22 protein-coding genes are annotated in these 24,579 nt (G+C 61.0%); 4 read left to right on the top strand and 18 right to left on the bottom strand.

Going from position 1 to position 24,579, the window contains the following annotated elements:
* Window positions 1-38 precede the first annotated feature (38 nt).
* Window positions 39-938: a DMT family transporter gene (locus DevBK_RS04940; protein ID WP_062630272.1), complete on the top strand. Its 900-nt coding sequence runs from the start codon at window positions 39-41 to the stop codon at window positions 936-938.
* On the opposite strand, the gene ntrC is transcribed toward DevBK_RS04940, so the two are convergent.
* The 3 genes from ntrC to dusB are packed head-to-tail and all read right to left on the bottom strand — an operon-like array spanning window position 935 to window position 4,505.
* Complete coding sequence (gene ntrC / locus DevBK_RS04935; protein ID WP_061911575.1) at window positions 935-2,380, bottom strand: nitrogen regulation protein NR(I); 1,446 nt, start codon at window positions 2,378-2,380, stop codon at window positions 935-937. The genes DevBK_RS04940 and ntrC overlap by 4 nt on opposite strands.
* Window positions 2,377-3,507, bottom strand: a complete 1,131-nt coding sequence (locus tag DevBK_RS04930; RefSeq protein ID WP_244484014.1) for a two-component system sensor histidine kinase NtrB — start codon at window positions 3,505-3,507, stop codon at window positions 2,377-2,379. The genes ntrC and DevBK_RS04930 overlap by 4 nt, the downstream gene beginning before the upstream one ends.
* Window positions 3,504-4,505: a tRNA dihydrouridine synthase DusB gene (dusB, locus tag DevBK_RS04925; RefSeq protein ID WP_317184661.1), complete on the bottom strand. Its 1,002-nt coding sequence runs from the start codon at window positions 4,503-4,505 to the stop codon at window positions 3,504-3,506. Before dusB ends, DevBK_RS04930 begins: the two co-directional genes overlap by 4 nt.
* 174 nt (window positions 4,506-4,679) lie before the next feature.
* On the opposite strand from dusB, the gene DevBK_RS04920 reads away from it, so the two are divergent.
* Window positions 4,680-5,876: a bifunctional 2-C-methyl-D-erythritol 4-phosphate cytidylyltransferase/2-C-methyl-D-erythritol 2,4-cyclodiphosphate synthase gene (locus tag DevBK_RS04920; RefSeq protein WP_317184660.1), complete on the top strand. Its 1,197-nt coding sequence runs from the start codon at window positions 4,680-4,682 to the stop codon at window positions 5,874-5,876.
* The gene (locus tag DevBK_RS04915) at window positions 5,876-6,379 is read left to right on the top strand and encodes a CinA family protein (protein ID WP_317184659.1); all 504 of its coding nucleotides are present in this window, start codon (window positions 5,876-5,878) and stop codon (window positions 6,377-6,379) included. Before DevBK_RS04920 ends, DevBK_RS04915 begins: the two co-directional genes overlap by 1 nt.
* A 5-nt stretch (window positions 6,380-6,384) precedes the next feature.
* On the opposite strand, the gene DevBK_RS04910 is transcribed toward DevBK_RS04915, so the two are convergent.
* The 15 genes from DevBK_RS04910 to aspS all read right to left on the bottom strand — a co-directional run bounded on the left by DevBK_RS04910 (window position 6,385) and on the right by aspS (window position 23,231).
* Window positions 6,385-6,828 carry a type II toxin-antitoxin system RatA family toxin gene (locus tag DevBK_RS04910; RefSeq protein WP_317184658.1) on the bottom strand — a complete coding sequence of 148 codons (444 nt, stop codon included), beginning with the start codon at window positions 6,826-6,828 and terminating at the stop codon, window positions 6,385-6,387.
* Window positions 6,828-7,778 carry a lipoyl synthase gene (lipA, locus tag DevBK_RS04905; protein WP_317184657.1) on the bottom strand — a complete coding sequence of 317 codons (951 nt, stop codon included), beginning with the start codon at window positions 7,776-7,778 and terminating at the stop codon, window positions 6,828-6,830. The genes DevBK_RS04910 and lipA overlap by 1 nt, the downstream gene beginning before the upstream one ends.
* A gap of 88 nt (window positions 7,779-7,866) precedes the next feature.
* On the bottom strand, window positions 7,867-8,907 hold the full coding sequence (locus DevBK_RS04900) for a Gfo/Idh/MocA family oxidoreductase (protein ID WP_062630276.1): 1,041 nt from the start codon (window positions 8,905-8,907) through the stop codon (window positions 7,867-7,869).
* A 151-nt stretch (window positions 8,908-9,058) separates the two neighbouring features.
* On the bottom strand, window positions 9,059-10,498 hold the full coding sequence (lpdA, locus tag DevBK_RS04895) for a dihydrolipoyl dehydrogenase (protein ID WP_317184656.1): 1,440 nt from the start codon (window positions 10,496-10,498) through the stop codon (window positions 9,059-9,061).
* A gap of 24 nt (window positions 10,499-10,522) precedes the next feature.
* Window positions 10,523-11,173, bottom strand: a complete 651-nt coding sequence (locus DevBK_RS04890) for an SGNH/GDSL hydrolase family protein (protein WP_317184655.1) — start codon at window positions 11,171-11,173, stop codon at window positions 10,523-10,525.
* Between the two features lie 9 nt (window positions 11,174-11,182).
* Window positions 11,183-12,565 (bottom strand): pyruvate dehydrogenase complex dihydrolipoamide acetyltransferase, encoded by a 1,383-nt coding sequence (locus DevBK_RS04885; RefSeq protein WP_317184654.1) that lies wholly within the window; start codon window positions 12,563-12,565, stop codon window positions 11,183-11,185.
* An 11-nt stretch (window positions 12,566-12,576) separates the two neighbouring features.
* Window positions 12,577-13,938, bottom strand: coding sequence for a pyruvate dehydrogenase complex E1 component subunit beta (locus DevBK_RS04880; RefSeq protein WP_410494061.1), 1,362 nt, complete (start codon window positions 13,936-13,938; stop codon window positions 12,577-12,579).
* Between the two features lie 37 nt (window positions 13,939-13,975).
* Window positions 13,976-14,371, bottom strand: coding sequence for a hypothetical protein (locus tag DevBK_RS04875; protein WP_317184652.1), 396 nt, complete (start codon window positions 14,369-14,371; stop codon window positions 13,976-13,978).
* Between the two features lie 6 nt (window positions 14,372-14,377).
* Window positions 14,378-15,397, bottom strand: coding sequence for a pyruvate dehydrogenase (acetyl-transferring) E1 component subunit alpha (gene pdhA, locus DevBK_RS04870; RefSeq protein WP_061911547.1), 1,020 nt, complete (start codon window positions 15,395-15,397; stop codon window positions 14,378-14,380).
* A 113-nt stretch (window positions 15,398-15,510) separates the two neighbouring features.
* The gene (locus DevBK_RS04865; protein ID WP_317184651.1) at window positions 15,511-15,909 is read right to left on the bottom strand and encodes an FtsB family cell division protein; all 399 of its coding nucleotides are present in this window, start codon (window positions 15,907-15,909) and stop codon (window positions 15,511-15,513) included.
* A gap of 58 nt (window positions 15,910-15,967) precedes the next feature.
* Window positions 15,968-16,939 carry a ribose-phosphate diphosphokinase gene (locus DevBK_RS04860; protein WP_062630284.1) on the bottom strand — a complete coding sequence of 324 codons (972 nt, stop codon included), beginning with the start codon at window positions 16,937-16,939 and terminating at the stop codon, window positions 15,968-15,970.
* Window positions 16,940-16,996: 57 nt separating this feature from the next.
* The gene (locus tag DevBK_RS04855) at window positions 16,997-17,287 is read right to left on the bottom strand and encodes a Dabb family protein (protein ID WP_317184650.1); all 291 of its coding nucleotides are present in this window, start codon (window positions 17,285-17,287) and stop codon (window positions 16,997-16,999) included.
* Between the two features lie 3 nt (window positions 17,288-17,290).
* Window positions 17,291-19,570, bottom strand: a complete 2,280-nt coding sequence (locus DevBK_RS04850; RefSeq protein ID WP_317184649.1) for an NADP-dependent malic enzyme — start codon at window positions 19,568-19,570, stop codon at window positions 17,291-17,293.
* Window positions 19,571-19,697: 127 nt separating this feature from the next.
* Complete coding sequence (locus tag DevBK_RS04845; RefSeq protein WP_156352101.1) at window positions 19,698-21,308, bottom strand: EAL domain-containing protein; 1,611 nt, start codon at window positions 21,306-21,308, stop codon at window positions 19,698-19,700.
* 141 nt (window positions 21,309-21,449) lie between these two features.
* Window positions 21,450-23,231: an aspartate--tRNA ligase gene (gene aspS / locus DevBK_RS04840; RefSeq protein ID WP_317185593.1), complete on the bottom strand. Its 1,782-nt coding sequence runs from the start codon at window positions 23,229-23,231 to the stop codon at window positions 21,450-21,452.
* A 176-nt stretch (window positions 23,232-23,407) separates the two neighbouring features.
* Here aspS and rnd point away from each other — a divergent pair, with 176 nt between their 5' ends.
* Window positions 23,408-24,577, top strand: coding sequence for a ribonuclease D (rnd, locus tag DevBK_RS04835; protein ID WP_061911535.1), 1,170 nt, complete (start codon window positions 23,408-23,410; stop codon window positions 24,575-24,577).
* Window positions 24,578-24,579: the final 2 nt, after the last annotated feature.

Here is a 24,579-nt window from a genome sequence, read left to right as displayed (position 1 = left end):
TCCCAGCGCAAACAGACGCTCTCCCTCGAGCATCGAAATTGACCACCCCCGCTTTTCCCGCCACCGATTCCGCCAGCCTCAAGGGCATGGCCATGGGCATTACGGCCTATACGCTTTTCGCGGTCCATGACGCCTTTATCAAAGGCATTATTCACGCCTTGCCGGCCGCCCAGATTCTCTTTGTCCGCGGCGTCATAATCGTCATCCTTTGCATGGTGATCGGCAAAAGCTGGATGTTTCCACGGCTCGTTGCGTCGTCCAATCGCGGCATGATCCTCGGCCGCGGCCTGCTCACGCTGGCGGCCTGGGTGATGTACTATAGTGCCGGCCGCGACTTGCAGCTCGCCGAGATGACGACGCTTTATTATTTCGCGCCAGTTCTCACCACCATCCTGGCGGTCATCTTCCTCAAGGAGCGGCTGACCCTCGCCCGTGTCGGCGCCGCCGCCATCGGCTTTTTCGGCGTCGTCGTCGCGGCAAATCCCAGCGGCTTCACGCTGACCCTGCCTGTTATCATGGTGCTGCTCGCCGCTCTCAGTTGGGCCGTGTCCATGATCCTCATGCGCACCATCTCCAAGTCGGATAGCGCCCTCGTGCAGGTCTTTGCCCAAAACCTCATCCATGCCGTGGTGATGGGCGTCGTCAGCATCCCGCTTTGGCAGGGTATGGGACCAACGGAGCTTGCCTTCGTCCTGGCCGCCGGTCTCGTCGGCGGCTCCGCCCAGTTCATCCTCGTCGAATCGGCAAAACTGGTGCCGGCCAGTGTGCTGGGAACGGTCGAGTACGGCGCCCTCATCTGGGCCTTCGTCTTCGGCTATCTTTTCTGGGGCGAGACGCCGCTGCTCAACGTCTATGTCGGCGCCGGCTTTGTTGTTGCGGCTGGTTTTGTCCTGGCATTGACCGAACATAGAACCCGCCGCAATCAGATGCGGCGCTAGTTCCTGCGGCTATGTTTGACGATCTCGATCGAGTGCGTCCGGATCTTCTTGCGCAAGGTGTTTCGGTTGAGCCCGAGCAGGTCCGCCGCCTTGATCTGGTTGCCACCACACGCGTTGAGCGCCATGGCGATCAGCGGCGCCTCGACCCGGTCGATCACCCGCTGATAGAGCCCGGCAGGCGGCAGGTTCGGCTCGTACTCGCGCAGCAATTGCCCGACATGGCTTTCGACCGCCGTCGAAACGTCCACCGGCCCAACACCCGCAACCGCCACTGGACGATCGGAAATGTTGAGTTCGTTCTGCACGATCTCCGCCGAAATGCTCTCGTCGGCATAAAGCGCCGACAGGCGTCGCACGAGGTTTTCCAGCTCGCGAATATTGCCCGGCCAGGAATAGTTCTGCATCAGCCGAATGGCATCGGGCGCAATCGTCTTTGGCGCCTCGCCTTCGCGCTCCGCCGCGCGCAGGAAATGCTGCACCAGATCGGAGATATCGTCGATGCGCTCCCGTAGGGGCGGCAAGCGGATCGGCACGACATTGAGGCGATAGTAAAGATCTTCGCGGAACAAGCCCTGACGGATCATCTGGCTAAGATCGCGGTGCGTCGCCGCGACGATGCGTACATTGGTCTTGATGGCGCTCCGGCCACCCACCATCGTATATTCACCCTCCTGCAACACGCGTAGCAGACGTGTCTGCGCGTCCATCGGCATATCGCCGATTTCGTCGAGGAAAAGCGTACCGCCTTCGGCCTGTTCGAACCGGCCCGATGAGCGCGTATTTGCCCCTGTAAAAGCGCCCTTCTCGTGCCCGAACAGTTCGGCTTCGATGAGATCGCGCGGAATGGCGGCCATATTGATGGCAACGAACGGCCCATTGCGGCGCTTGCCGAAGTCATGGAGCGCGCGCGCCACCAATTCCTTACCGGTGCCGCTTTCGCCTGTGATCATCACCGTGAGGTCGGTCTGCATCAACCGGGCAAGAGCGCGATAAATGTCCTGCATGGCAGGCGAGCGGCCCACCAGCGGCATGGAATCGCCCTGCTCTTCTGCCTTGCGCTCCGCATTGCTGGGCTTCTTGGCGTCCGCCAGTGCGCGAGAAACCACCGACAGCACTTCGGTGATATCAAACGGCTTCGGCAGATATTCATAGGCGCCAACTTCCGATGCGCGGATAGCCGTCATGAACGTATTCTGCGCCGACATGACGATCATCGGCAGATCGGGCCGCAGCTTCTTGATCTTGGGCATCACCTCGAAGGCATTGCCATCGGGCATTGCAACGTCGGTGATCAGCACATCCCCTTCCCCACGGCTCACCCAATTCCACATGGTGGAAATATTGCCCGTCGGGCGCACTTCGTAACCGGCACGGGTCAGCGCCTGGTTGAGCACCATGCGGATCGCGGCATCGTCGTCAGCGAGCAAGACAACATGGCTCATTTCGTCGAAACCTCTTCAGGGCTTTGTTGGAAGGCGCCGCTCGCAACGGGCAGGAGAATACGGAACCGCGTGCGGCCCGGCCGGCTGTCGCAGTCAATGACACCGCCATGATCGCCGACGATTTTTGCGACCAAGGCCAGACCCAGACCCGAGCCATTGGTCTTCGTGGTGACAAACGGATCGAAGAGGAAAGGCAAAGTGTCTGGGGATACGCCGGGGCCGTTGTCCTCGATGACAATCTCGAGCGGCAGCGAAATACGCTCAGCGACGCCAGCGACGCTAATGCGAATGCCAGGACGGAACGCGGTCGAGAGGCTTATCTCGGGTTTCTGTGTACGCTCAAGGGCTTCCGCGGCATTCTTCACCAAGTTTAGGAACACCTGGATCAGTTGATCCCTGTTGCCAAACACCGGCGGCAGCGACGGATCATATTCCTCGGAAAAGGTAATCCCGCGCGCGACACCGTTGCGCGCCAGAAGCTTCACGCGGTCGAGCACGACGTGGATATTGATCGGCTCGCGCTCCATCGGACGCTCGTCACCGAACACCTCCACTCGATCGATCAAGCCAACGATCCGGTCCGTCTCCTCGCGGATCAGCCGAGCCAGCGGAATTTCATCCGCCGAAACCGTCTGCTCCAAGAGTTGCGCCGCACCGCGAATACCAGAGAGCGGGTTCTTGATCTCATGCGCCAGCATGGCCGCGAGACCTGTCACTGAGCGCGCTGCACCGCGCGAAACCATCTGCCGGTCGATCTTGTCGGCCATGGTCCGTTCTTGGATCAGCACCGCCACGCGGCCATCCTCGTCAGAGATCGGGCTGGCAAAAACGTCGGCAATCCGCTCGTCGCCAAAGCGGGATGAGCCAATCCGCACCCGGTATTCCGTCATCGGCGCGCGGCGCGTGATCACGGTCTCAACGAGCGAAATGATGGGCGATCCAAAAGCAATCAGGTCATCGAGCTTCTGCCGCGTCAGCACACTCAGCGATGCGCCGAAGAAGGCCTCGGCCGCATAGTTCACGAACTGGATTTTTCGCGATTCATCGAGCACGATGATCGGCTGCGGCAGCGCCTGCAACACGGAGCGGGACGGGAAAGATTCGAGGGCAGACATGGCAGCGTTCATGCGGCCACACTCCAGTCATTGGAAAACACGCGCCCGATCAGCTTGATGACGTCGGCCGGCTGGTCATTGTCGAGCAGCGCCTTGCGGGTGGGTTTGTCGAGATTGAGATTGGCCGCCTCGGCATACCAGTCGAGGTGCTTTCGAGCGGCGCGCAGCCCGACCTCGGTGCCGTATTCAATGAGCATTTCCTGATAATGCTCCTGGATCAGCGCAATCAGCGCATCCTCTGTCGGCGCCTCACCAACAGGTTCTCCCGCCAACGCCGCGCCGATCTGCCCCACACGCCAAGGCTGCCCCTGCGCACCGCGGCCGAGCATCACCGCCGCCGCACCAGACTGTTCGAGTGCCGTCCGGGCACCAGCTTCATCCAGAATGTCGCCATTGACGACCACAGGCACCGAAACGGCCTCCACGACCGATCGTACAAGCTCCCACCGCGCCGTGCCCTTATAAAACTGCTGCCGCGTGCGCCCATGCACGGTGATCATCTGCGCGCCAGCGTCGACCGCCATGCGCGCAATCTGCGGCGCATTGAGGCTCTCGTCGTCCCAGCCCAGCCGCATTTTCACCGTCGCCGGCGAGCTAGTTGCGCCAACCACCGCCTCGACGATGGCCAAAGCCTGATCAGGTACGCGCATCAGTGCCGAGCCGGCATAGCCGCTCGTCACCCGCTTGGCGGGGCAACCGAAATTGATGTCGATGATATCAGCGCCTGCGTCTGCCGCGATGCGCGCACCTTCCGCCATCCAGGTCGGCTCGCATCCCGCGAGCTGCACCATATGCGGCAAACCACCAGCCTTGCGCAGCTTCCGAACCATATCGGCATGGCCAGTCCCAAGCGCCGCACTTGCGATCATTTCGGAAACGACCATGCCGGCACCATAGCGCTCGGCGATCTCGCGAAACGGTCGATCGGTGATTCCAGCCATGGGCGCGAGAAGCGCGCGGTTGCGAAGGCTGTGGCCGCCAATGCTTAATGTGAAGGCACTACCAGACAATCGCCTGCCCCAGAAATGACCATTTAGCGCGAGGTGCCCGCACAATAGTCATTTTTATAGTCCGTGCAATACAGAACCAATGCGCCACCACTGGGAACCAGCGGTGCTCTTGCCGCATGGCATGCTCGGGGCTAGACCAGTCAGATGTATGACGGTTGAGTTGCATCTGCCTATATGTCCACACGCCCAAAATCCATAGCCGTAATCATCGTCGCAGCGGGAAAAGGCGAGCGCGCCCAAGGCAGTGGCGATGCAACTCCCAAGCAGTATCGCACCATCGCTGGCCGCGCCGTCCTCGCCCGCACCATCGACGCTTTCCTCGCTTTCGACGCGATCAGCCAGATCCTCCCGGTCATCCACCCGGATCATACCGAGCGATTTGATGCCCTTGGCTTGAGCGACCCGCGTATTCTTGCGCCGATCAATGGCAGCACCACGCGTCAAGCCTCTGTTCTGGAGGGCCTGAAGGCCCTGGCGCCCAGCCGCCCCGATCTCGTGCTTATTCAGGATGCAGCCCGCCCCTTCACCGACCCAAAAGTCATTGGCGACGTCATCGCCGAGCTTGGTCAATATGATGGCGCGCTGCCCACCGTACCGCTCACCGACACCATCAAGCGCTCGCTCGATGGCCGGGAAGTCGTTGCCACCGAAGACAGGCGTCTACTCTCCGCCGCCCAGACCCCGCAAGGCTTCCGCTTCGGGCAGATCTTTTCGGCCCATATGCGCGCCGGCAATGTCCGTCGCGAATTTACGGACGATGCCGAAATCGCCGAATGGGCGGGCATGCGCGTGGCCATGGTCATGGGCGACCGCAACAATATCAAGATCACCCATCCCGAAGATTTTCAGCGCGCCGAGCGCATGCTCCAAGGAGATATCGCCATGGAAACTCGTGTCGGCACCGGCTTTGACGTCCATTCTTTCGAGCCCGGCGATCACGTCTGGCTTGGCGGCGTCCGCATCGAGCACCACGCCAAGCTCAATGGCCACTCCGATTCCGACGTTGCGCTCCATGCGCTGACCGACGCCATTCTGGGCGCCATCGGTGAAGGCGATATCGGGATCCATTTCCCGCCGAGCGACATGCAGTGGAAGGGCGCGGCCTCCACTATTTTCCTCAAACATGCCGGCGACCTCGTCGCAAGGCGCGGCGGGCGCATTGTCAACCTCGATGTCACGATCGTTTGTGAAGCGCCGAGGATTGCCAAACACGTCCCGGCGATGTGCACTGTGATTTCCCAGACGCTGGGGATCAAGCCTGATCGCATTGCGGTCAAGGCGACGACAAGTGAAAGGCTCGGGTTTACCGGGCGGGAGGAAGGTATCGTGGCCATGGCAAGCGCAAGCGTAGAAGTGCCGAGGGATGAGTGATGGCAAAATCCCCCGAACCGAGCGTCAGCAAACACATCATCGATCTGCTGCGTGACAGCAGCAAGACAATCGTCACCGCCGAAAGCTGCACGGGCGGCTTGATCGCAGCAGCACTGACCGACGTGCCCGGCTCGTCCGCCGCTGTCCATGGCGGCTACATAACCTATTCCAATGCCGCTAAGTCGCGGATGATCCAGGTCCCTTCTCGCCTCATCCATGATTATGGCGCGGTCAGCAATCAGGTCGCCCGCGCCATGGCCGACGGCGCCCGCAACACCGCCCGCGTCGATGTCGCCGTCTCTGCTACCGGCATTGCCGGCCCCGATGGCGGCACGGAGAAAAAGCCGATCGGCCTCGTCTATGTCGCCGTATCGACCGATCTCGCGACGGTCGTCATCGAACATCGCTTCGGTGATATCGGCCGCGAGGCGGTGCGCAAGGCAACTGTCGCCGCCGCGCTCGATCTGGTGCATCAGGTGCTGACGACAGACGAGGCCGACTGAAGCCTTCAGTCGCCGTAGCGGCGGTCGGCTTCTTCGGCAAAGGCGCGCATGATCTCATCCTGTTTCGCCGCAAAGGCCGGTTCGGCCACGGCGGCGATCAGCATGTTGGAGATTTTGAAGTCGATCTCAAAGCGCACGCGCGTCCCCTGCCCTTCGGCTTCGAACCGCCAAAGGCTATCCAGATAGGCAAAGGGACCATCAACAGCCTTGGCGGCGATGGTGAGGGCCTCGGCGTCTGATGTTACGCGGCTCGTATAGGCCTGCGTGATCGGACCGAAATGCAGTGTCATGCGCGCGAGCCGCACATCCTTGCCTCGTGCCGAGGGATCGGGACGCACGTCCATCGCCTTGCAGTTGGGGATAAAGGCCGGATAGCTTTCGAGATCGGCCACGATATCGAACATGGCGCGCGGCAGATGCGGCACATGCCGCTCGAAGAAACGCTTCATCAGTGTCCGAGCCTGGCCAGCCGCGCTGCCTTGAGGTTCGCAAAATCCTCGCCGGCATGGTGCGACGAACGGGTCAACGGGCTCGACGAGACGAGGAGGAACCCCTTCGCCGTCGCGACCGTCGCAAACGACTTGAACTCTTCCGGCGTCACGAAGCGCTGCAGCGGGTAGTGCTTCTTGGTCGGCTGCAGATACTGCCCGATAGTCAGGAAATCGACATCGGCCGAACGCAGGTCGTCCATGAGCTGAAGCACTTCGTTCCGCTCTTCGCCCAGGCCCACCATGATGCCGGACTTGGTGAAGATGGTCGGATCAAGCTCCTTGACCCGCTGCAAGAGCCGGATCGAGTGGAAGTAGCGCGCGCCGGGGCGTACCTTGAGATATTTGGACGGCACGGTTTCAAGGTTGTGGTTGAAGACGTCGGGCTTGGCCGCAACGACGATCTCCAGCGCGCCTTCCTTGCGCAGGAAGTCCGGCGTGAGGATTTCGATCGTGGTCTTGGGCGTCGCCGCCCGGATCGCCCGAATGACGTCGGCAAAATGCTGCGCACCGCCATCGGCGAGGTCGTCACGGTCCACAGAAGTGATGACGACATGCTCGAGGCCAAGCTTGGCCACGGCCTTGGCGACGTTTTCCGGCTCGTTGGGGTCGAGTCCGGTCGGCAGGCCCGTCCGCACATTGCAGAAGGCGCAGGCGCGGGTGCAGATTTCGCCCATGATCATCATGGTCGCGTGCTTCTTGCTCCAGCACTCGCCGATATTGGGGCAGCCGGCTTCCTCGCAGACCGTGACGAGATTGTTCTCGCGCACGATCTGCTGAGTTTCCTTATAAACCGGCGAGCCGGGCGCCTTGACGCGAATCCAGTCCGGCTTGCGCAGCACGATGCTTTCGGGCCGGTTGGCCTTTTCTGGATGGCGCGGGCGGGCCGCATTATCGATGAGCGTGACCATGATAGTCCTGTCTGGGCGTGTGCCCGTTATATCGCTCCCTTGGGCGGCCGGTTCAACCCGGCCTTATTGCTAGGCTGGTTTGCGAGACTCAGCCCAGGACTTCTTCCATTTCGACCCAATCGCCGCCGCGCGATGCAGACATGATGCTGGCCTGCACCAGCGCCAGCGAGCCAAGATTGTCCTGACCCGAGCTGAAGCCGGTCGGGATGATCCCCGTGTCGACGACGCCGGCAATGGCGTTGAGCGTACCTGTGCGGTCAGGATATTTGACTGGCGATAAAGAAACCGTCTCCGCTGACTGATCGATCGGCTGTAGCGTCAACACGTCCGGGCCCGCCTTGTCGCGGAAATGATCGCGCGAACTCCAGCGAATCTGGCCCTCGGCCGCATCCATCACCCATTCGCCCGCCCATGGCGTCACCGGACCCGAATTCATCCAACTGCCGCGATAGGACAGCATGGTGCCGCGCGAAAATTCGATCGTCGCAACGCCGCTCGGATGGAAATGGAATGGGCTGCCCGGCGGATTCCACGTACGGCAAGAGAGCCGCACCGGCTCGTCGCCCAGCACATAGCGCATCAGGTCGAAATGGTGGATCGACATGTCAGCGAGGAGCGGATCGGGCATATCCCAGTAGCGATAGCCCTGAGTCGGACCATGCCGGCGGAAATCGAGCGACACCATGTTCATGGCGCCGAACTTGCCATTGGCAATCAGCTCGGCGACCGCGATCGGGCCCGGCTGGTGCCGATAATTCTGGCTGACCATCAGCACCTTGCCCTGCTGGGCAGCGAGCGCAACGAGCTCCTTGCCCTGGGCAATGGTGGTGGTGAAGGGCTTTTCGACAATGACATTATAGCCAAGCTCTAGGCAGCGCTTGACCACGGGATAGTGCGCCTCGGTTCGCAGCGTACAAATCGCCAGCGTGGCATCAGTGCGCTTGGCCGCCTCGTCGAGGCTCGTAAAACAGAGTTTTGGATCGATCCCGAGTTCACCCTGAACACGCGCCGTGGCGTCGGGGCTGGTGTCGACATAGCCCACCATTTCAACAGCGTGAACTTTGGGGATAACTTCTTTGGACCAACTGAAACCCCAGTGTCCCAAGCCGATCTGAATTGCCTTGACCATGTGGATAACTCCTCTGGTTTGGTGATCTTCCCACCAACCGGCTGTCATCCCGGCGAAGGCCGGGATCCATCCTGAGATGGTGCCTCGATCACAAACCTTGGGGTGTGCCCCGGCCTTGGCCGGGGTGAGATCCAAAGTTTGCGTCGGCCGATCAGATGTTCAGCGCGCGACCATAAGCGTCGAGCACGCTTTCCTTCATCGTTTCGCTCAGTGTGGGATGGGGGAAGATGGTGTGGATGAGTTCTTCTTCGGTGGTTTCGAGATTCATGGCGACGACAAAGCCCTGGATGAGCTCGGTCACCTCGGCACCAATCATATGCGCGCCGAGAAGTTCCCCGGTTTTGGCGTCGAAAATGGTCTTAACAAGGCCATCCGGCTCGCCAAGGGCGATCGCCTTGCCATTGCCCACGAATGGGAAGCGGCCAACCTTGATCTCGCGGCCGGCTTCCTTGGCCTTGGCTTCGGTCAAACCGACGCTCGCCACCTGCGGCTCGCAATAGGTACAGCCCGGCACCTTGGTCTTGTCGAGACCGTGGACCTTGAGGCCGGCGATCTTTTCGACCGTGATGACAGCCTCATGCTCAGCCTTGTGCGCCAACATCGGCGGGCCGGCGACGTCGCCGATGGCCCAGATGCCATCCACATTGGTCTTGCCATAATGGTCGATGACGATAGCGCCGCGCTCCGTTTTGACGCCGACCGTTTCGAGGCCGAGGCCTTCGATATTACACATGACGCCGACAGCCGAGATCAGCTTGTCGCCAGCGATCTGCTGGGTCTTGCCGTCCTTGGTCTCGACATACGCAACGACGCCGTTACCGGTCTTTTCGACCTTGGCGACCTTGGCTTCGGTGATGATCTTGATGCCGCGCTTTTCCAACCGCTTGCGGGCAAGGCCGGAAATCTCGACGTCTTCCACCGGCAGGATATTGGGGAGCAGCTCGATGACCGTAACCTCGGCGCCAAACGACCGGTAGAACGAGGCGAATTCGATGCCGATCGCGCCCGAACCCATGACCACCAGCGACTTCGGCATTTCGGCCGGCTTCAGCGCTTCGAAATAGGTCCAGATCTTGTCGCCATCTGGCTCGATGCCCGGCAACACGCGCGGACGCGCACCAGTCGCGATGATGATGTTCTTGGCCTTATAGGTGCCTTCGCCGAGCGCATTCTTCGGCACGGGACCCTGCGGCTGAACGACCGGTTTCTTGCTCGGCGCAACCTTGATCTCACCCGGCTTGGTGATCGTCGCTTCGCCCCAGATGATGTCGATCTTGTTCTTCTTCATCAGGAACTGCACGCCATTGTTCATCTGCGCCGCAATGGCGCGCGAACGCTTGACGATGCCGTCGAGGTCGAAGCCGAACTTTTCGGCCGTCAGACCATAGTCCTTGGCATGGCCCATATGGCCGTAGATTTCAGCCGAACGCAGCAGCGCCTTGGTCGGGATACAGCCCCAGTTCGAGCAGATGCCAGCCATGTGCTCGCGCTCGACAATAGCGACTTTCATGCCCAGCTGCGCGCCACGAATGGCAGCGACATAACCGCCGGGGCCGGCGCCGATGACGAGAAGATCGTATTGGTCAGCCATGAGGGCCTCCAGAAAGAGTCGGGCTCAGAGGCCCAGTACTTGTTTGACGAGCGGCACGAGGCCCTCGCCGATGGCGCGGGTATTGGCCGCGTCGATATGAATGCCGTCGAGCGGCGAAGCTTTGGCAACGGTCGCGGCGTCGAAGAAGCCGGTGTTCCACTCCCCTGCCCGCTTGGCATAATGCGTCGCGAACTGGCTGGATTCCTTGAGCCCGTGCTCATAGCCGCCAAAATGGCCCATCATGTCGGCATTGTCGCTGTCGCAAACGAGCGGCGGCGAAACGAGAATGATCTCGGGCGCCTGTTCGCCTTTGCCGGCATAGTGACCGCGGATGATCTGCACCAGCCGCCGCATGCCGAACGAGGCTTCGATCGCCGAACCGCAAATCGCAGGCTTGAGATCGTTAGTGCCGAGCATGATGATGACGAGATCAAGCGGCGAATGGCTTTCAAGGATGGTCGGCAGGATGCGCCCGCCATTGCGATCGGCCGCCGCATACCAGTCGTCCGAAACCGTCGTGCGACCGCCGAGACCTTCGGCAATCACCCGCGCCGTGCCGCCGAGCCCTCGCTCGAGCGCGGTCGGCCAGCGATCCTCATAGGCATGACGGGGGCCACCCGGCTGCGGATTGGCCCCATAGGTCAGGCTGTCGCCATAGGCGAGGATGGTTTTCATATCCCCTCCTTAAGCCAGCATCATCACCGGGTTTTCGATCAGCCCCTTGAAGACGCCGAGCAGTTCGGCCCCGAGGGCACCATCGACCGCACGGTGATCGCAGGAGAGCGTGACCGTCATGAACTGGCCGATCTTGATCTGGCCATTCTCGGGATAGACGCGCTCTTCGCCGGCGCCGACCGCAAGGATCGTGCCATGGGGCGGGTTGATCACGGCCGCAAAATGCTTGATCCCGAACATGCCGAGATTGGACACCGAGGACGAACCACCCTGGTATTCATGCGGCGCCAGCTTCTTGGACTTTGCGCGACCCGCCAGATCCTTCACCTCTTCCGAGATTTCGCGAAGGGTCTTGGTGTCGCAGGATTTGACCACCGGGGTGAAGAGACCGCCCGGCACGGAGACGGCAACCGCAACGTCCGAACGCTTGTGGTAGAGGATCGAGTCCCCGGCCCAAGTCGCGTTGGCGGCCGGCACGCGCTGCAGCGCAATGGCCCAGGCCTTCATCACGAAGTCATTGACCGAGAGCTTGTAGCCGGGCTTGCCGTCCTTGCTCTTGGGGGCCGCGGTATTGATCTGCTCGCGGGCGGCCATCAGCGCATCGATCTTGCAATCGAGTGTGAGGTAGAAGTGCGGAACGGTCTGCTTGCTTTCGGTCAGGCGCGCGGCCACGACCTTGCGCATGCCGTCGTTCGGCACGACCTCGTAGGTGCCTTCTTCGTAGAGCGCCATGACCTGGTTCTTGCTCATGCCCGTCGCAGGCGCAGCGGCAGCAGCCGGCGCACCAGCAGCAGGCTTGGCAGCACCCTTACCGGACTTCGCCGCTTCCACGTCAGCCTTGATCACGCGCCCCTTGGGACCGGAACCCGCCACCGAAGCGAGATCGATCCCCGCTTCCTTGGCAAGGCGCTTGGCCAGCGGAGAGGCGAAGACGCGGCCGCTTTCGGATTTGGCCGAAGCCGGCGCAGCAGCAGGCTTGGGCGCGCTGGAGCCTGTATTCGAATTCGACACAGGCGCGGTCGAGGTCGTCGACGTGCCCTTGTCATATTGCAGCGTGCCCGCATCGCCCTTCGGCGCTTCGGTCTTTGCTTCAGCCTTCGGTGCCTCGGCCGGCTTTGCGCCGCCCGAACCGATGGCGCTGGCATCTTCGCCTTCCTGCAGCAGGACGGCGATGACGGCATTGACCTTCACATTGTCCGTGCCTTCGGCAACGAGGATCTTGCCGATCTTGCCTTCGTCGACGGCCTCGACTTCCATCGTGGCCTTATCGGTTTCGATCTCAGCGATCACGTCACCGGAAGAGACCGAGTCGCCTTCCTTGACGTGCCATTTCGCAAGCTTGCCCTCTTCCATCGTGGGAGAGAGCGCCGGCATGGTGATATCGATTGGCATACCGGGTCTCCTTACGAGCGATAGGTCACGGCATTCACGGCCGCGATCACTTCGTCAACATGGGGCAAGGCCAGCTTTTCAAGGTTCGCGGCATAGGGCATCGGAACGTCCTTGCCAGTCACGCGCAGCACGGGCGCATCGAGATAGTCGAAAGCCTGTTCCATGACGCGTGCGGCGAGTTCGGCGCCGATGCCGCCCTGCGGCCAGCCTTCTTCGACGGTCACGAGGCGACCGGTCTTCTTGACCGACTCGATGACGGTGTCGCTGTCCATCGGACGCAGCGTGCGCAGATCGATGAGTTCGACGTCGACACCGGCCGCAACCAGCTTTTCCGTTGCCTGGGTCGCATAGCGCATGCCCATCGAGAACGACACGATGGTCACATCGGCACCCTTGCGGGCGATCCGCGCCTTGCCGATCGGCAGCACGAAATCGTCCATCTTCGGCACGAGGCCGGTGGAGCCGTAGAGAATTTCGTTTTCGAGGAAGACGACCGGGTTCGGCGAGCGGATCGCTGCCTTGAGAAGGCCCTTGGCGTCGGCTGCGCTATAGGGCGCGATGACGGTCAGGCCCGGCACATGGCTGTACCATGCCGAATAATCCTGGCTGTGCTGGGCGGCAACGCGCGAGGCGACGCCGTTGGGGCCGCGGAACACCATCGGCGCCTTGACCTGGCCACCTGACATATAAAGCTGCTTGGCAGCAGAGTTGATGATCTGGTCGATTGCCTGCATGGCAAAGTTCCAGGTCATGAATTCAACGATCGGCTTGAGGCCAGCAAAGGCCGCACCAACGGCGAGACCGGCAAAGCCGTGCTCGGTGATGGGCGTATCGATGACGCGCTGCGGGCCGAATTCCTGCAACAGGCCCTGGGTCACCTTATAGGCGCCCTGATATTCGGCGACTTCCTCGCCCATGATGAAGATATTCGCGTCCGAGCGCATTTCTTCGGCCATGGCTTCATTGAGCGCCTGACGGACGGTCAGTTCGACCATCTCGACGCCTTCGGGCAGGTCTGGATCGTTCTGCGCCACGAATTTCGGCGCTTCGCCGCCGGTCTTGGGCTCGGCAGGCACTGGCGCGGCCGCCGCTTCCGGCACGGCCGACTGGCCTTCTGGATCGGACGAAGTCGTCTGAGCCGCTGGGCGATTGCCCTCGCCCACTTCTTCGCCTTCGCCAAGCACGAGCGCGATTGGCGTATTGACCTTCACGCCCTCGGTGCCTTCCTCGACGAGGATTTCCTTGACCACGCCTTCATCGACCGACTCGACTTCCATCGTCGCCTTGTCGGTTTCGATTTCAGCCAGCACGTCGCCAGATTTGACTGTGTCGCCGACCTTGACGAGCCACTTGGCGAGCTTGCCCTCTTCCATCGTGGGAGACAAGGCGGGCATGAGGATTTGGGGCATATCAGCTCTCCAGAATAAGCGCGCCGGGCATGTCAGCCGCGCGGCGAATGTCAAAGTGTTCGGCGAGACGAGCGAGACGCACGTGCCAATCGGTTGAGGTGACGGCGCTGACCTGCGCCGGACCCTGACGTTGATTGACGACCCAGCCGCTTAGGATCAGGCCGAAAGTGATAAAGACGAGGCACGCGATAACGGCGCGCTTATAGGTGGCAGCCTGCACTTCGCCGCTGAGACCGGCCCAACCGGAAATCCGTTCGAAACGCCACCAGCCAAAAAGCCAGTCGCGCGGGCTCGGTCCGCTGACCGATGCACGGCGGCTGATCGCCACGGCCTGTCCGGCTGCAAGCGCGCCGGACAACAGGGCAAACAGCATGATAACGCCGAGCAGGATGCCCATCTGCGCTTAGGCCTCGATCGTGATGTCGGTCCAGAGTTCCGAAGCATCGGGTTCTGGATCGTTGGTCGCAAAATCGGCCGCTTCCGTGACGATAGCGCGAATATCGGTCTCGATCTTCTTAAGGTCTTCCTCGGTGACGCTGCCGGCTTCGAGAAGGCGTGCACGCACCTGTTCGATCGGGTCGCGTTCCTGGCGATACTTGGTCACTTCGTCCTTGGAGCGATACTTCGCCGGGTCGGACATGGAGTGGCCGCGATAGCGATAGGTCAGCATTTCGAGGATATAGGGGCCGTTGCCCGAACGCGCATGCTCGATGGCGCGCTTGGCCGCGTCATGGACCATGCGCACATCCATGCCGTCGACCTGTTCGCCCGGAATGTCGAACGAAGCGCCGCGCTTGGAGAAGTCGGTGGTTGCCGCAGCGCGCTCGATCGAGGTGCCCATGGCGTACTTATTGTTCTCGATCACGAAGACAACCGGCAGCTTCCAGAGCTTGGCCATGTTAAAGCTTTCGTAGACCTGGCCCTGATTGGCCGCGCCGTCGCCGAAATAGGCAATGCTGACCGAACCGTCGCCGGTATATTTCGCTGCAAAGGCCAGGCCTGCGCCAAGCGAAACCTGCGCGCCGACGATGCCGTTGCCGCCATAGAAGCGATGTTCGTTGGAGAACATGTGCATCGAGCCGCCTTTGCCTTTCGACAAGCCGCCCTGGCGACCAGTGAGCTCAGCCATCACACCCTTGGGGTCGAGACCCATGACCAGCATGTGGCCGTGGTCGCGATAGCCAGTGATCTGGGCGTCCTTGCCCTTTTCACTCGCCATGGTGATGCCGGTGACGACAGCTTCCTGGCCGATATAGAGATGGCAGAAGCCGCCGATGAGGCCCATGCCATACATCTGGCCGGCCTTTTCTTCGAACCGGCGGATGAGCAGCATCTCGCGGAATGCGTCGAGATCCTGTTCATTGGTGAACTGTGGGACGTTGGGCTGCGTCGTGGCCGAAGTGGCCGTCGCCTTGCGCGCCATGGTAGGCTCCCGTCTAGAATGGAATTTGCCGCTGGGCCGATCAGGCCATCTCCGACACTATAGCGCAAGCTTAGAGCAGATAAAATTGCCAAGAGCAAGCAAGGCAGATCAACCTAAAGCGTTGACCCGTCTTCAATAATCTTGATTAACTCGCCGTCGGTTAATTCTTCGAATTTACCGGAAATAGGTTTACCGGTATTCGGATCGACCATCACGAGGATATCGTCGGCATTGGCCATGTTGAGCAGTGCACGGGCCCGCTCGGTGACGATATCGGGGTCGAGATGGCGCGGATTCATCAGCGAATTGCGATGTTCGAAGCTGTCGATCTCGGCCTGCAGTGCCGAAGACTTATCCTTCAAAACCTGGATGTCGTTATGAATAGTTTCGCGGCTTTCGATGCCGAATTGCCCGCTGATGGCCGAATAGCCAAGATAGCCTTGAAAGGCCAGGAGCGCGATGGCAAGCCCCAAGGGGCGCCAGAAAGGCCGGCGTTTTAAACGAGTTGGCATAGTCGAACCAATTCCCAGGAAGGTTCACTATCTCAGCTATCGATTAATGCGCAGTTAGCTATTCCGCCGCCACGCGTGGCATGGAGGTATTTTCGTCAAATAGCGCACTGACCGACTCGCCCGAACTGATCCGGCGCATCGCTTCGGCCAAAGCTGGCGCAACCGACAGAACCGTCAGCTTGCCATGAGCCTGCCGTGCCGCATTGGGCAAGGTATTGGTGCAAACGATCTCGACGACATCAGGCTCCGCCGCGAGCCGGGCCACCGACCCGCCGGCAAAAATCCCATGCGTGCACGCGACGCGCATGGATCGCGCGCCATTGGCGCGCAGATGCTTGAGCAGTTCGAGGATCGACCCGCCGCTCGCGATCTCATCGTCGAGAATGATCACGTCCTTGCCGCGCACATCGCCGATCACGGCCGAGATCCGCACCTGCGTATCCGAAATCCGCTCCTTGGCGCCCGCCGCCACCGGCAAGCCCAACCGCTTGGCAAAAGCCGCCGCCGTCTTAGCGTTGCCAAGGTCGGGCGAAACCACGACGGAGTTCGAGAGATCGAAGCGCTTGAAATGCTCGGCCAGTTCCGTGAGCGCATGGAGGTGGTCGACCGGCACGCTGAAAAAGCCATGCACCTGCGGCGAGTGCAGCGTCATGGTCAGAACGCGATCGGCGCCCGCCGTCTTGAGGAGATCGGCAACAAGGCGCCCGCCGATCGAAATGCGCGGGGCATCCTTCTTGTCCGATCGGGCATAGGAATAGTGCGGGATGACAGCCGTGATGCGCGCTGCCGAGGCGCCCCGCGCCGCATCGAGCATCAGCAGCAATTCCATCAGGTGTTCCTGCACCGGCTCGGCCAAGGTCTGGACGAGGAACACGTCCTGCTCTCGGCAATTGGCCTGCAATTGCACTTCGATACAGTCGTTGGAAAAGCGCTTGATCCGCGTCGGCTGCAGCGGAACCTCAAGTTCCGCGCAGATCTGGCTGGCCAGCTCCGGATGCGCACTGCCACTGAACACAGCGATCTGGTTCATGGTGACTTCCTCGGCTGTTCGTCGCGGGATGTGCAGCAGGTCTTACCCTGTCACACCTCAGAGCGCAACGTAGTCGATCTCCTGGAACCGCGCGACTTCAGGCACCCAACGATCCCGCACGAAGGCGACGTGATCGGGATGCACATTATAGCCGTCATAGGCGGCCTGATCGGCGAACTCCATCGAGAAGCCAAAGGCATAATCCGCCTTCGGGCTCACTTGTCGAAGACGCTCGAATTTCTGGACGCCCGGAATGGCCTCGAGCACCAGGGCTGCGTCCAGAAATGCCTTTTCCTCGGCCGAACCCGAAGCATGCTTGAGCGAGAAAACCACCGTGTGACGGATCATGGCTCAGGCTCCCACAGCTTCATTGGCCGCAATTGCCGCCATATTGACGATGCCGCGGCTCGTCACCGACGGCGCAAGAATATGAGCCGGCGCCTTGGTGCCCATCAGGATCGGCCCGACGGCGAGCGCATTGTTCATTTCCTTGAGCAGCGTCATGGAAAGGTTGGCCGCATCGAGATCTGGGAAGATCAGCAGATTGGCTTCGCCGCGCAGCACCGTCTCGGGCACGTAGCGCTCCCGGAGTTCCTGGTTGAGCGCCAGGTCGCCCTGCATTTCGCCTTCAACGATCAGGTCAGGCGCCGCGACCTTCAGCTTTGCGTAGACTTCGCGCATCTTGAAGGCGCTGTCGCCATCGCGCGAACCGAAGTTCGAGTAGCTCAGCAGCGCCACACGCGCCTCGATATTGAAGCGCTTGAGGTGATCACGGGCCTGGAGCGTAATGCTCACCAGCTCGTCGGCCGACGGGTTCATGTTCACATAGGTGTCGGCGAGGAAGAATGCGCCGCGCGGCATGATCAGCATCGACAGCGCCGAGGCGTCATTGACACCGTCCTGCAGCCCGATGATCGAGCGGATGTCGCGGACGTGCTTGATGAAGCGGCCCTGCAAGCCACAGATCAGGCCATCGGCCTCGCCACGCTTCACCGCCAACGCCCCGATCACCGTCGTATTGGTGCGAACGATCGTGCGCGCCGTATCCGGCGTCACGCCATTGCGGCCCACCAGCGAGTGGAACAGACTGACATAGTCGCGATAGCGCGGATCGTCTTCAGGGTTGATCACCTCGAAATCGCGACCCGGCTGAATGCTCAGGCCAAAGCGCTCGATACGCGCCTCGATGACCGCCGGACGGCCGATGAGAATCGGCCGGGCGATACGTTCTTCGAGCACCACCTGTGCCGCACGCAGCACGCGCTCGTCTTCGCCATCGGCAAATGCAATCCGCTTGCCCTTCCCCTGCGCCCGATCGACGATCGGCTTCATCACGAGGCCTGAGCGGAACACGAAGCGGTTGAGGCGATCCTGATAGGCGTCCCAATCTTCGATCGGGCGCTTCGCCACGCCCGATTCCATGGCCGCCCGCGCGACAGCCGGCGCAATGCGCAGGATCAGTCGCTGGTCGAACGGATTAGGGATGATGTGGTCCGGCCCAAACACGGCCGGCGCCCCTGAGGGCGACACTTCCAAGCCCGGCTCATGCGCCAGCTTGGCGATCGCCCGCACCGCCGCCAGCTTCATCTCCTCATTGATCGTCGTCGCATGCACATCGAGCGCGCCGCGGAAGATGAACGGGAAGCAGAGGACGTTGTTGACCTGGTTCGGATAGTCCGATCGGCCGGTGCAGACCATGGCATCGGGCCGCGTCGCCTTGGCGACTTCGGGCATGATTTCTGGATTTGGATTAGCGAGCGCGAGGATGAGCGGCTTTGGCGCCATCTTCATCAGCATTTCGGGCTTCAACGCACCGGCAGCCGAAAGACCGAGGAAGACGTCGGCACCTTCGATGACTTCAGCCAGCGTCGTCGCGTCGCTTACGCGCCGGAATTGGCCGCGCCACTTGTCGTTGACGTCATTGCGCTTATGGGTAACCAAACCGTCCTTGTCCGCTACCCAGATGTTCTCATATTTGGCCCCGAGTGCCACGAGAACGTTAAGGCAGGCGATGGCCGCGGCCCCTGCCCCGGACGTGCAGATCTTGACCTCTTCGATCTTCTTGCCGGTCAGCTCAAGCCCATTGAGCACCGCTGCACCGACAATGATCGCGGTACCATGCTGGTCGTCATGAAACACCGGAATAGGCATGCGCTCGCGCAGCTTTTCCTCGATCTCGAAGCAGTCCGGTGCCCGAATATCCTCGAGATTGATGCCCCCAAATGTCGGCCAGAGCGGCGCCACGGCATCGACGAATTTGGTCGGCTCGATTTCATCCACTTCAAGATCGAACACGTCGATCCCAGCGAATTTCTTGAACAGAACCGCCTTGCCTTCCATCACTGGCTTCGACGCCAGCGCCCCGATATTGCCGAGCCCCAGCACAGCCGTACCATTGGAGATCACGGCGACGAGGTTCTGCCGCGATGTATAGCGTGCGACCGTTTCAGGATTTTCGGCGATTTCCTCGCACGGCGCGGCGACGCCAGGGGAATAAGCTAGTGCCAGATCGCGCTGGTTGCCCAGCGGCTTGATCGGCTGGATTTCAAGCTTGCCGGGCTTGGGGAATTCGTGGAAGTGCAGAGCCGCGTCGCGCAGGATCTTGCGTTGCTCATTGGGATCGGTCGACACGCTTTCCTCCGGCACAGGCAAATACGTGCCGTACCTGCCACCAATCGGCGCCGAAGAAAAGGGGCGTCAGCCCACAGCCGTCGCAAGAATCAGCGCCGGTCGTCTAAGCAATTGGTCTTGGTTGGCCTCAGGCCGCGTCGGTAACGATTTCGCTGGCGTCAGGCGCATCGCCATAGCCGAGCGGCACGGACTGTAGCGCTAGCGCCAACTCCTTGAACGCGCCCACTTTTAGCGCAGGCGCAAAAATATAGCCCTGCGCCTGCACCACGCCACGCGAGCGGAGGTAAACAGCCTGCGCCTCGGTCTCGACACCCTCGGCGACGATTTCGCACCCAAGATTTGCAGCCATCGAAATCAGTCCGTCGAGCACGGCAACCTGCGTTGTCCCCGGCTTGACCATGTCGACGAACACACGGTCGATCTTGATCACGTCGACACCCAGCGTCGCGATATAAGCCAGGTTCGAGTGACCGGTGCCAGCATCGTCCATGGCAATCTTGGCACCAAGCGCATGGAGCCCAGAGATGACGCTATTGACCGCCGTCGAGTTTTCGAGCGGCCGGCGCTCGGTGATTTCGAACACGAGCTGATCGTAGCTGATCGGCGAATTACCGAAGATGGCCTGCACGTCGTCGACAATGCCGACATCGCGGAAATGCCCTTCGAACAGATTGATCGAAATCTTCAGGCCCGGCATCTTTTGCGCCAGTTCGCTGAGATCATACCGCACCTGCTGCATCAGCGAGAGCGTCATCGGGATCGCCATGCCGCTATTCTCGGCATAGTCGATGAAGACGCCAGGCGGCACGATTTCGCCATTGGGCTTTTCCCAGCGGCACAGCACTTCGCAGCCCACAAGCCCGCCAGTGCGGAGGTTGATCACCGGCTGATAGTACGGCTTGATTTCGTTACGGCCGATAGCGCGCTCGAGATCGAAGGACGGCGTCCGCGACCGGCGGGCATAAGCCAGCGTCACGAGCAGCAACATCGCGCTACCAACGCACGACAGCAGCGTGAAAACCACATCGAGATCGGCATACCCCGCGCGGGCTTCTGCAAATGGCAGAAGGTACCGCACCTTGATCGGCAACTCGCCGGCATAGCTTTGCACCGCCAGATAATCCTGCCGATTTACCGAGCGGTCGAAATCCATCGACTCACCCAGCGACAGCACCGGCGTGCCGCTCGTGAGCGCAATGTCGATCATCGCGCCCTGCGGCAGGTTCTCGACCAGCGACTCCTCGGTCGTCGCCATCAGCGGCACGAACGCCGAAATCCGGCGGACGCCACCAAGCGTCTGCGTCACCTTCAGCGCCGGCATCGTCATGTCGGCAAACTTGACCACCGTAATGGTCTCGGTCAGCCCCGGCACGGGCAGCGATGTCGAGAGCGGGGAATGCGAGACGCCACGCCCGAACGCGTCGCAATACTGCACGCCGTCCATATTCTCGACGAGGATCTGCTTGACGTTATAGCTGTTTTCGATCGCCGCCTGCGCGATGCCCGTAAAGGTCGGCGTGCAGAACGAAGGGCTATCCGCAACAACCTTGCGCAACACGCTTACGGCATTGTTTGCGTTGTAATTGATCTCGGCGCTGAGGGCGTCCATCCGCGTCTGCAGCGCGGCGGTCTCCTTGGAGCGCACATAGGCGTCGAGTGCGAAGTCGACCGACAGGATCGGCACGAAGGCCAAAAGGCCGCCAAGCAACATAAGGACGTGCGAGAACTTGGCCTTCACCGACGAATCCACTTCAACATGGCTTTATCGCATTGTTAAGGCAGCCCCACTTAAGGACCCCTTAAGCACCTTTGGAGCGCTGGGCGAAAAGCAAAAAGCGGGCCTTGCGACCCGCCTTTACCTATGCAGTACCGCTCAAATTTATTGAACGTTGAGCCGAATGCTGAGCTCGCGGAGCTGCTTGTTATCCGCCGGACTTGGCGCGCCCATCAGCAGATCTTCCGCCTGCTGGTTCATCGGGAAGGCTGTGATTTCACGTAGGTTCGCAACGCCGCAGAGCAGCATGACGATACGGTCGATACCGAATGCCGCGCCACCATGCGGCGGAGCGCCATATTGGAAAGCGCGATAGAGACCGCCGAACTGTGCCTCGACTTCCTCACGCGACTTGCCGGTCAGCTCGAACGCCTTGACCATGGTCTCCGGCTCCTGGTTACGAATCGAACCGGAAGCGATTTCGAAGCCGTTGCAGACCGCGTCATACTGATAAGCCTTGAGCGATAGCGGCTCGGCCGAGTTCAGCCCTTCGATTCCGCCCTGCGGCATCGAGAACGGGTTGTGCGCGAAGTCGATCCGCTTTTCTTCCTCGCTCCATTCGTAGAACGGGAAGTCGACGATCCAGCACAGTGCAAACTGTTCGGTGTCAACGACGCCGAGATCGGTACCAACCTTGGTGCGGGCTTCGCCGGCAAACTTGTAGAACTTCTCCGGGCGGCCAGCGACGAAGAACACGGCATCGCCGTCATCAAGGCCGAACTGGGCCTTGATCGCAGCCGTGCGCTCTTCGCCGATATTCTTGGCGATCGGGCCGGAACCGGCACCGTCCTTGAAGAAGATATAGCCAAGGCCCGGCTGGCCTTCGCCCTGTGCCCAGGCGTTCATACGGTCGCAGAAAGCGCGTCCGATCGGCTCGGCACCGGCATTGTTCTTGGCCGGGATCGCCCAGACTTCGACTTTGGGATCGCTTTCGATCTGATTGGCGAAGACCTTGAAGCCCGAACCGGCAAAATGCTCGGTCACGCCCTCGATTTCGATCGGGTTGCGCAGGTCTGGCTTGTCCGAGCCATACTTGCGGATCGCCGTATCATAAGGAATGCGCGGCCAGCTCTTGGTGACGCGCTTGCCATCGGCAAACTGCTCGAACACCGAAGTCATCACCGGCTCGACCGTTTCCCAGATTTCTTCCTGGGTCACGAAGCTCATCTCGAGGTCGAGCTGGTAGAATTCGCCCGGCAGGCGATCGGCGCGCGGATCTTCGTCGCGGAAGCATGGCGCAACCTGGAAGTAGCGGTCGAAGCCGGCAACCATCAGGAGTTGCTTATACTGCTGCGGCGCCTGTGGCAGCGCGAAGAACTTGCCGGGGTGAATGCGGCTCGGCACGAGGAAGTCGCGGGCGCCTTCCGGCGACGAGGCAGTCAGAATCGGCGTCGAAAACTCGGTAAAGCCCGCCCCGCCCATGCCCGACCGCATGGCCGAGATGATCTTGGTGCGCTTGAGGATATTGGCGTGCAGCTTTTCGCGGCGCAGATCCAGGAAGCGATAGCGCAGGCGAATGTCTTCCGGATATTCGGCGTCGCCGAACACCGGCATCGGCAGTTCTTTGGCCACCGAGAGCACTTCGATATCGCGAATGAATATCTCTATCGCGCCAGTCGGAATGTTGTTGTTCACGGCCGAAGCGTCGCGCAGCTTCACCTCGCCATCGATGCGCAGCACCCATTCCGAGCGCACCTTCTCCGCCTGCGCAAAAGCCGCAGAATCAGGATCGATGACGCACTGCGTGATGCCGTAATTGTCGCGCAGGTCGATGAACAGCAGGCCGCCATGGTCGCGGATACGGTGGACCCAGCCACTCAAACGGACATTATTGCCGGCATCACCCGCCGTGAGGGCGCCACAGGTGTGGGTACGGTAGCGATGTATCGTCATTTTCTTTTCCGAATTGAGCAAAAAGGGCCGGATTCTCGGGCGCGAAAAGCGCATGGAGCACCCCGCTTGTCAAGCTCTTGGGCATTCCGTGCCCAAGGCGGAATTCCGAGGTGGAGCAATCCTTCAGCACCTGCTAGGAACGAAGTTGACGATATTGAGACGGTAGCCGTATGGACCTGATAGTTTCCACAGAGGCGCTCTCGGCTTTCTGCGAGCGTGCAGCCCAGTTCGACTTTGTAACTGTTGATACAGAATTCTTGCGCGAAACCACTTATTGGCCGCGCCTTTGTCTGATCCAGGCAGCGACCGACGAAGAAGCCGTCCTTATCGATCCGTTGGCCGATGGCCTCAGCCTGAAGCCCTTCTTTGCTCTCCTCGCCAATCCTGCGGTAACCAAGGTTTTCCATGCCGCACGGCAGGATATCGAAATCTTCGTGAAGCTGACCGGCGCCGTCCCTCACAACATCTTTGATACCCAAATTGCTGCCAGCGTCTGCGGCTTTGGCGATAGCGCCTCCTATGACAGCCTCGTCCGCGCCATCTGTAAGGTCGAGCTCGACAAGTCTTCGCGCTTCACCGATTGGTCCGCCCGTCCGCTGTCCGAAAAGCAGCGCCTCTACGCGCTCGCCGACGTCACCTATCTCCGCGATATCTATCGCGAACTGCGCAAGCAGGTCGAACAGACCCGTCGCTGGGATTGGGTCGAAGACGAACTAACGACGCTCCGCAGCATCGATACGTATGTCGTCCAGCCAGAAGAGGCCTGGGAACGACTCAAGATGAAGATCAACCGTCCGCGCGATCTGGCAGCCTTAAAAGTCCTGGCCGAATGGCGCGAGCGCAAGGCGCAGCTCACCGATCAGCCGCGCAGCCGCATCTTCAAGGATGATGCGCTTTACGATCTCGCCATGCAGCGACCGCTGACCCCTGACGCTTTCGACAAGTTGCGCGCGGTGCCGCGCGGTTTCGGCCGTAGCTCTGCCGCCGCCGAGATCATCGAATTGCTCAAGGGCGTCGAAGCCATCAATAAGGCCGAGCTGCCGGTTCTCCCCGAACGCTATCGCGGCCCGTCGCCAAAAGGCGCCGTCGGCGATCTGGTCCGGGTCTTGTTGAAGTCCGTTGCTGAACAGCATGGCGTCGCCGCACGCATCCTCGCGACCTCCGACGAAATCGATGCGCTCGTTCTCGATGACGAGGCCGACGTCCCTGCCCTCAAAGGCTGGCGCCGCAAACTGTTCGGCGAAAAAGCGCTCGCGATCAAACATGGCCGCATAGGCCTCGTCGCGACCCGCAAGGGCATCGTTGAGTTCACCGTCCCGAAGACCGAAGCAGCAGAATAGAT

Origin of the sequence: Devosia sp. BK (assembly GCF_032907385.1) — a bacterium.
In the GTDB taxonomy this organism is placed as follows: domain Bacteria; phylum Pseudomonadota; class Alphaproteobacteria; order Rhizobiales; family Devosiaceae; genus Devosia.
Note: the sequence above shows the minus strand (reverse complement) of the source record. Positions and strands in the feature narration are given on the sequence as shown.

Coding starts and splice junctions, on each gene's coding strand:
- ntrC (WP_061911575.1), bottom strand. CDS start 2,380: ATGAGCCATGTTGTCTTGCTCGCTGACGACGATGCCGCGATCCGCATG.
- DevBK_RS04930 (WP_244484014.1), bottom strand. CDS start 3,507: ATGAACGCTGCCATGTCTGCCCTCGAATCTTTCCCGTCCCGCTCCGTG.
- DevBK_RS04920 (WP_317184660.1), top strand. CDS start 4,680: ATGTCCACACGCCCAAAATCCATAGCCGTAATCATCGTCGCAGCGGGA.
- DevBK_RS04915 (WP_317184659.1), top strand. CDS start 5,876: ATGGCAAAATCCCCCGAACCGAGCGTCAGCAAACACATCATCGATCTG.
- DevBK_RS04910 (WP_317184658.1), bottom strand. CDS start 6,828: ATGAAGCGTTTCTTCGAGCGGCATGTGCCGCATCTGCCGCGCGCCATG.
- lipA (WP_317184657.1), bottom strand. CDS start 7,778: ATGGTCACGCTCATCGATAATGCGGCCCGCCCGCGCCATCCAGAAAAG.
- DevBK_RS04900 (WP_062630276.1), bottom strand. CDS start 8,907: ATGGTCAAGGCAATTCAGATCGGCTTGGGACACTGGGGTTTCAGTTGG.
- lpdA (WP_317184656.1), bottom strand. CDS start 10,498: ATGGCTGACCAATACGATCTTCTCGTCATCGGCGCCGGCCCCGGCGGT.
- DevBK_RS04890 (WP_317184655.1), bottom strand. CDS start 11,173: ATGAAAACCATCCTCGCCTATGGCGACAGCCTGACCTATGGGGCCAAT.
- DevBK_RS04885 (WP_317184654.1), bottom strand. CDS start 12,565: ATGCCAATCGATATCACCATGCCGGCGCTCTCTCCCACGATGGAAGAG.
- DevBK_RS04880 (WP_410494061.1), bottom strand. CDS start 13,938: ATGGAAGAGGGCAAGCTCGCCAAGTGGCTCGTCAAGGTCGGCGACACA.
- DevBK_RS04875 (WP_317184652.1), bottom strand. CDS start 14,371: ATGGGCATCCTGCTCGGCGTTATCATGCTGTTTGCCCTGTTGTCCGGC.
- pdhA (WP_061911547.1), bottom strand. CDS start 15,397: ATGGCGCGCAAGGCGACGGCCACTTCGGCCACGACGCAGCCCAACGTC.
- DevBK_RS04865 (WP_317184651.1), bottom strand. CDS start 15,909: ATGCCAACTCGTTTAAAACGCCGGCCTTTCTGGCGCCCCTTGGGGCTT.
- DevBK_RS04860 (WP_062630284.1), bottom strand. CDS start 16,939: ATGAACCAGATCGCTGTGTTCAGTGGCAGTGCGCATCCGGAGCTGGCC.
- DevBK_RS04855 (WP_317184650.1), bottom strand. CDS start 17,287: ATGATCCGTCACACGGTGGTTTTCTCGCTCAAGCATGCTTCGGGTTCG.
- rnd (WP_061911535.1), top strand. CDS start 23,408: ATGGACCTGATAGTTTCCACAGAGGCGCTCTCGGCTTTCTGCGAGCGT.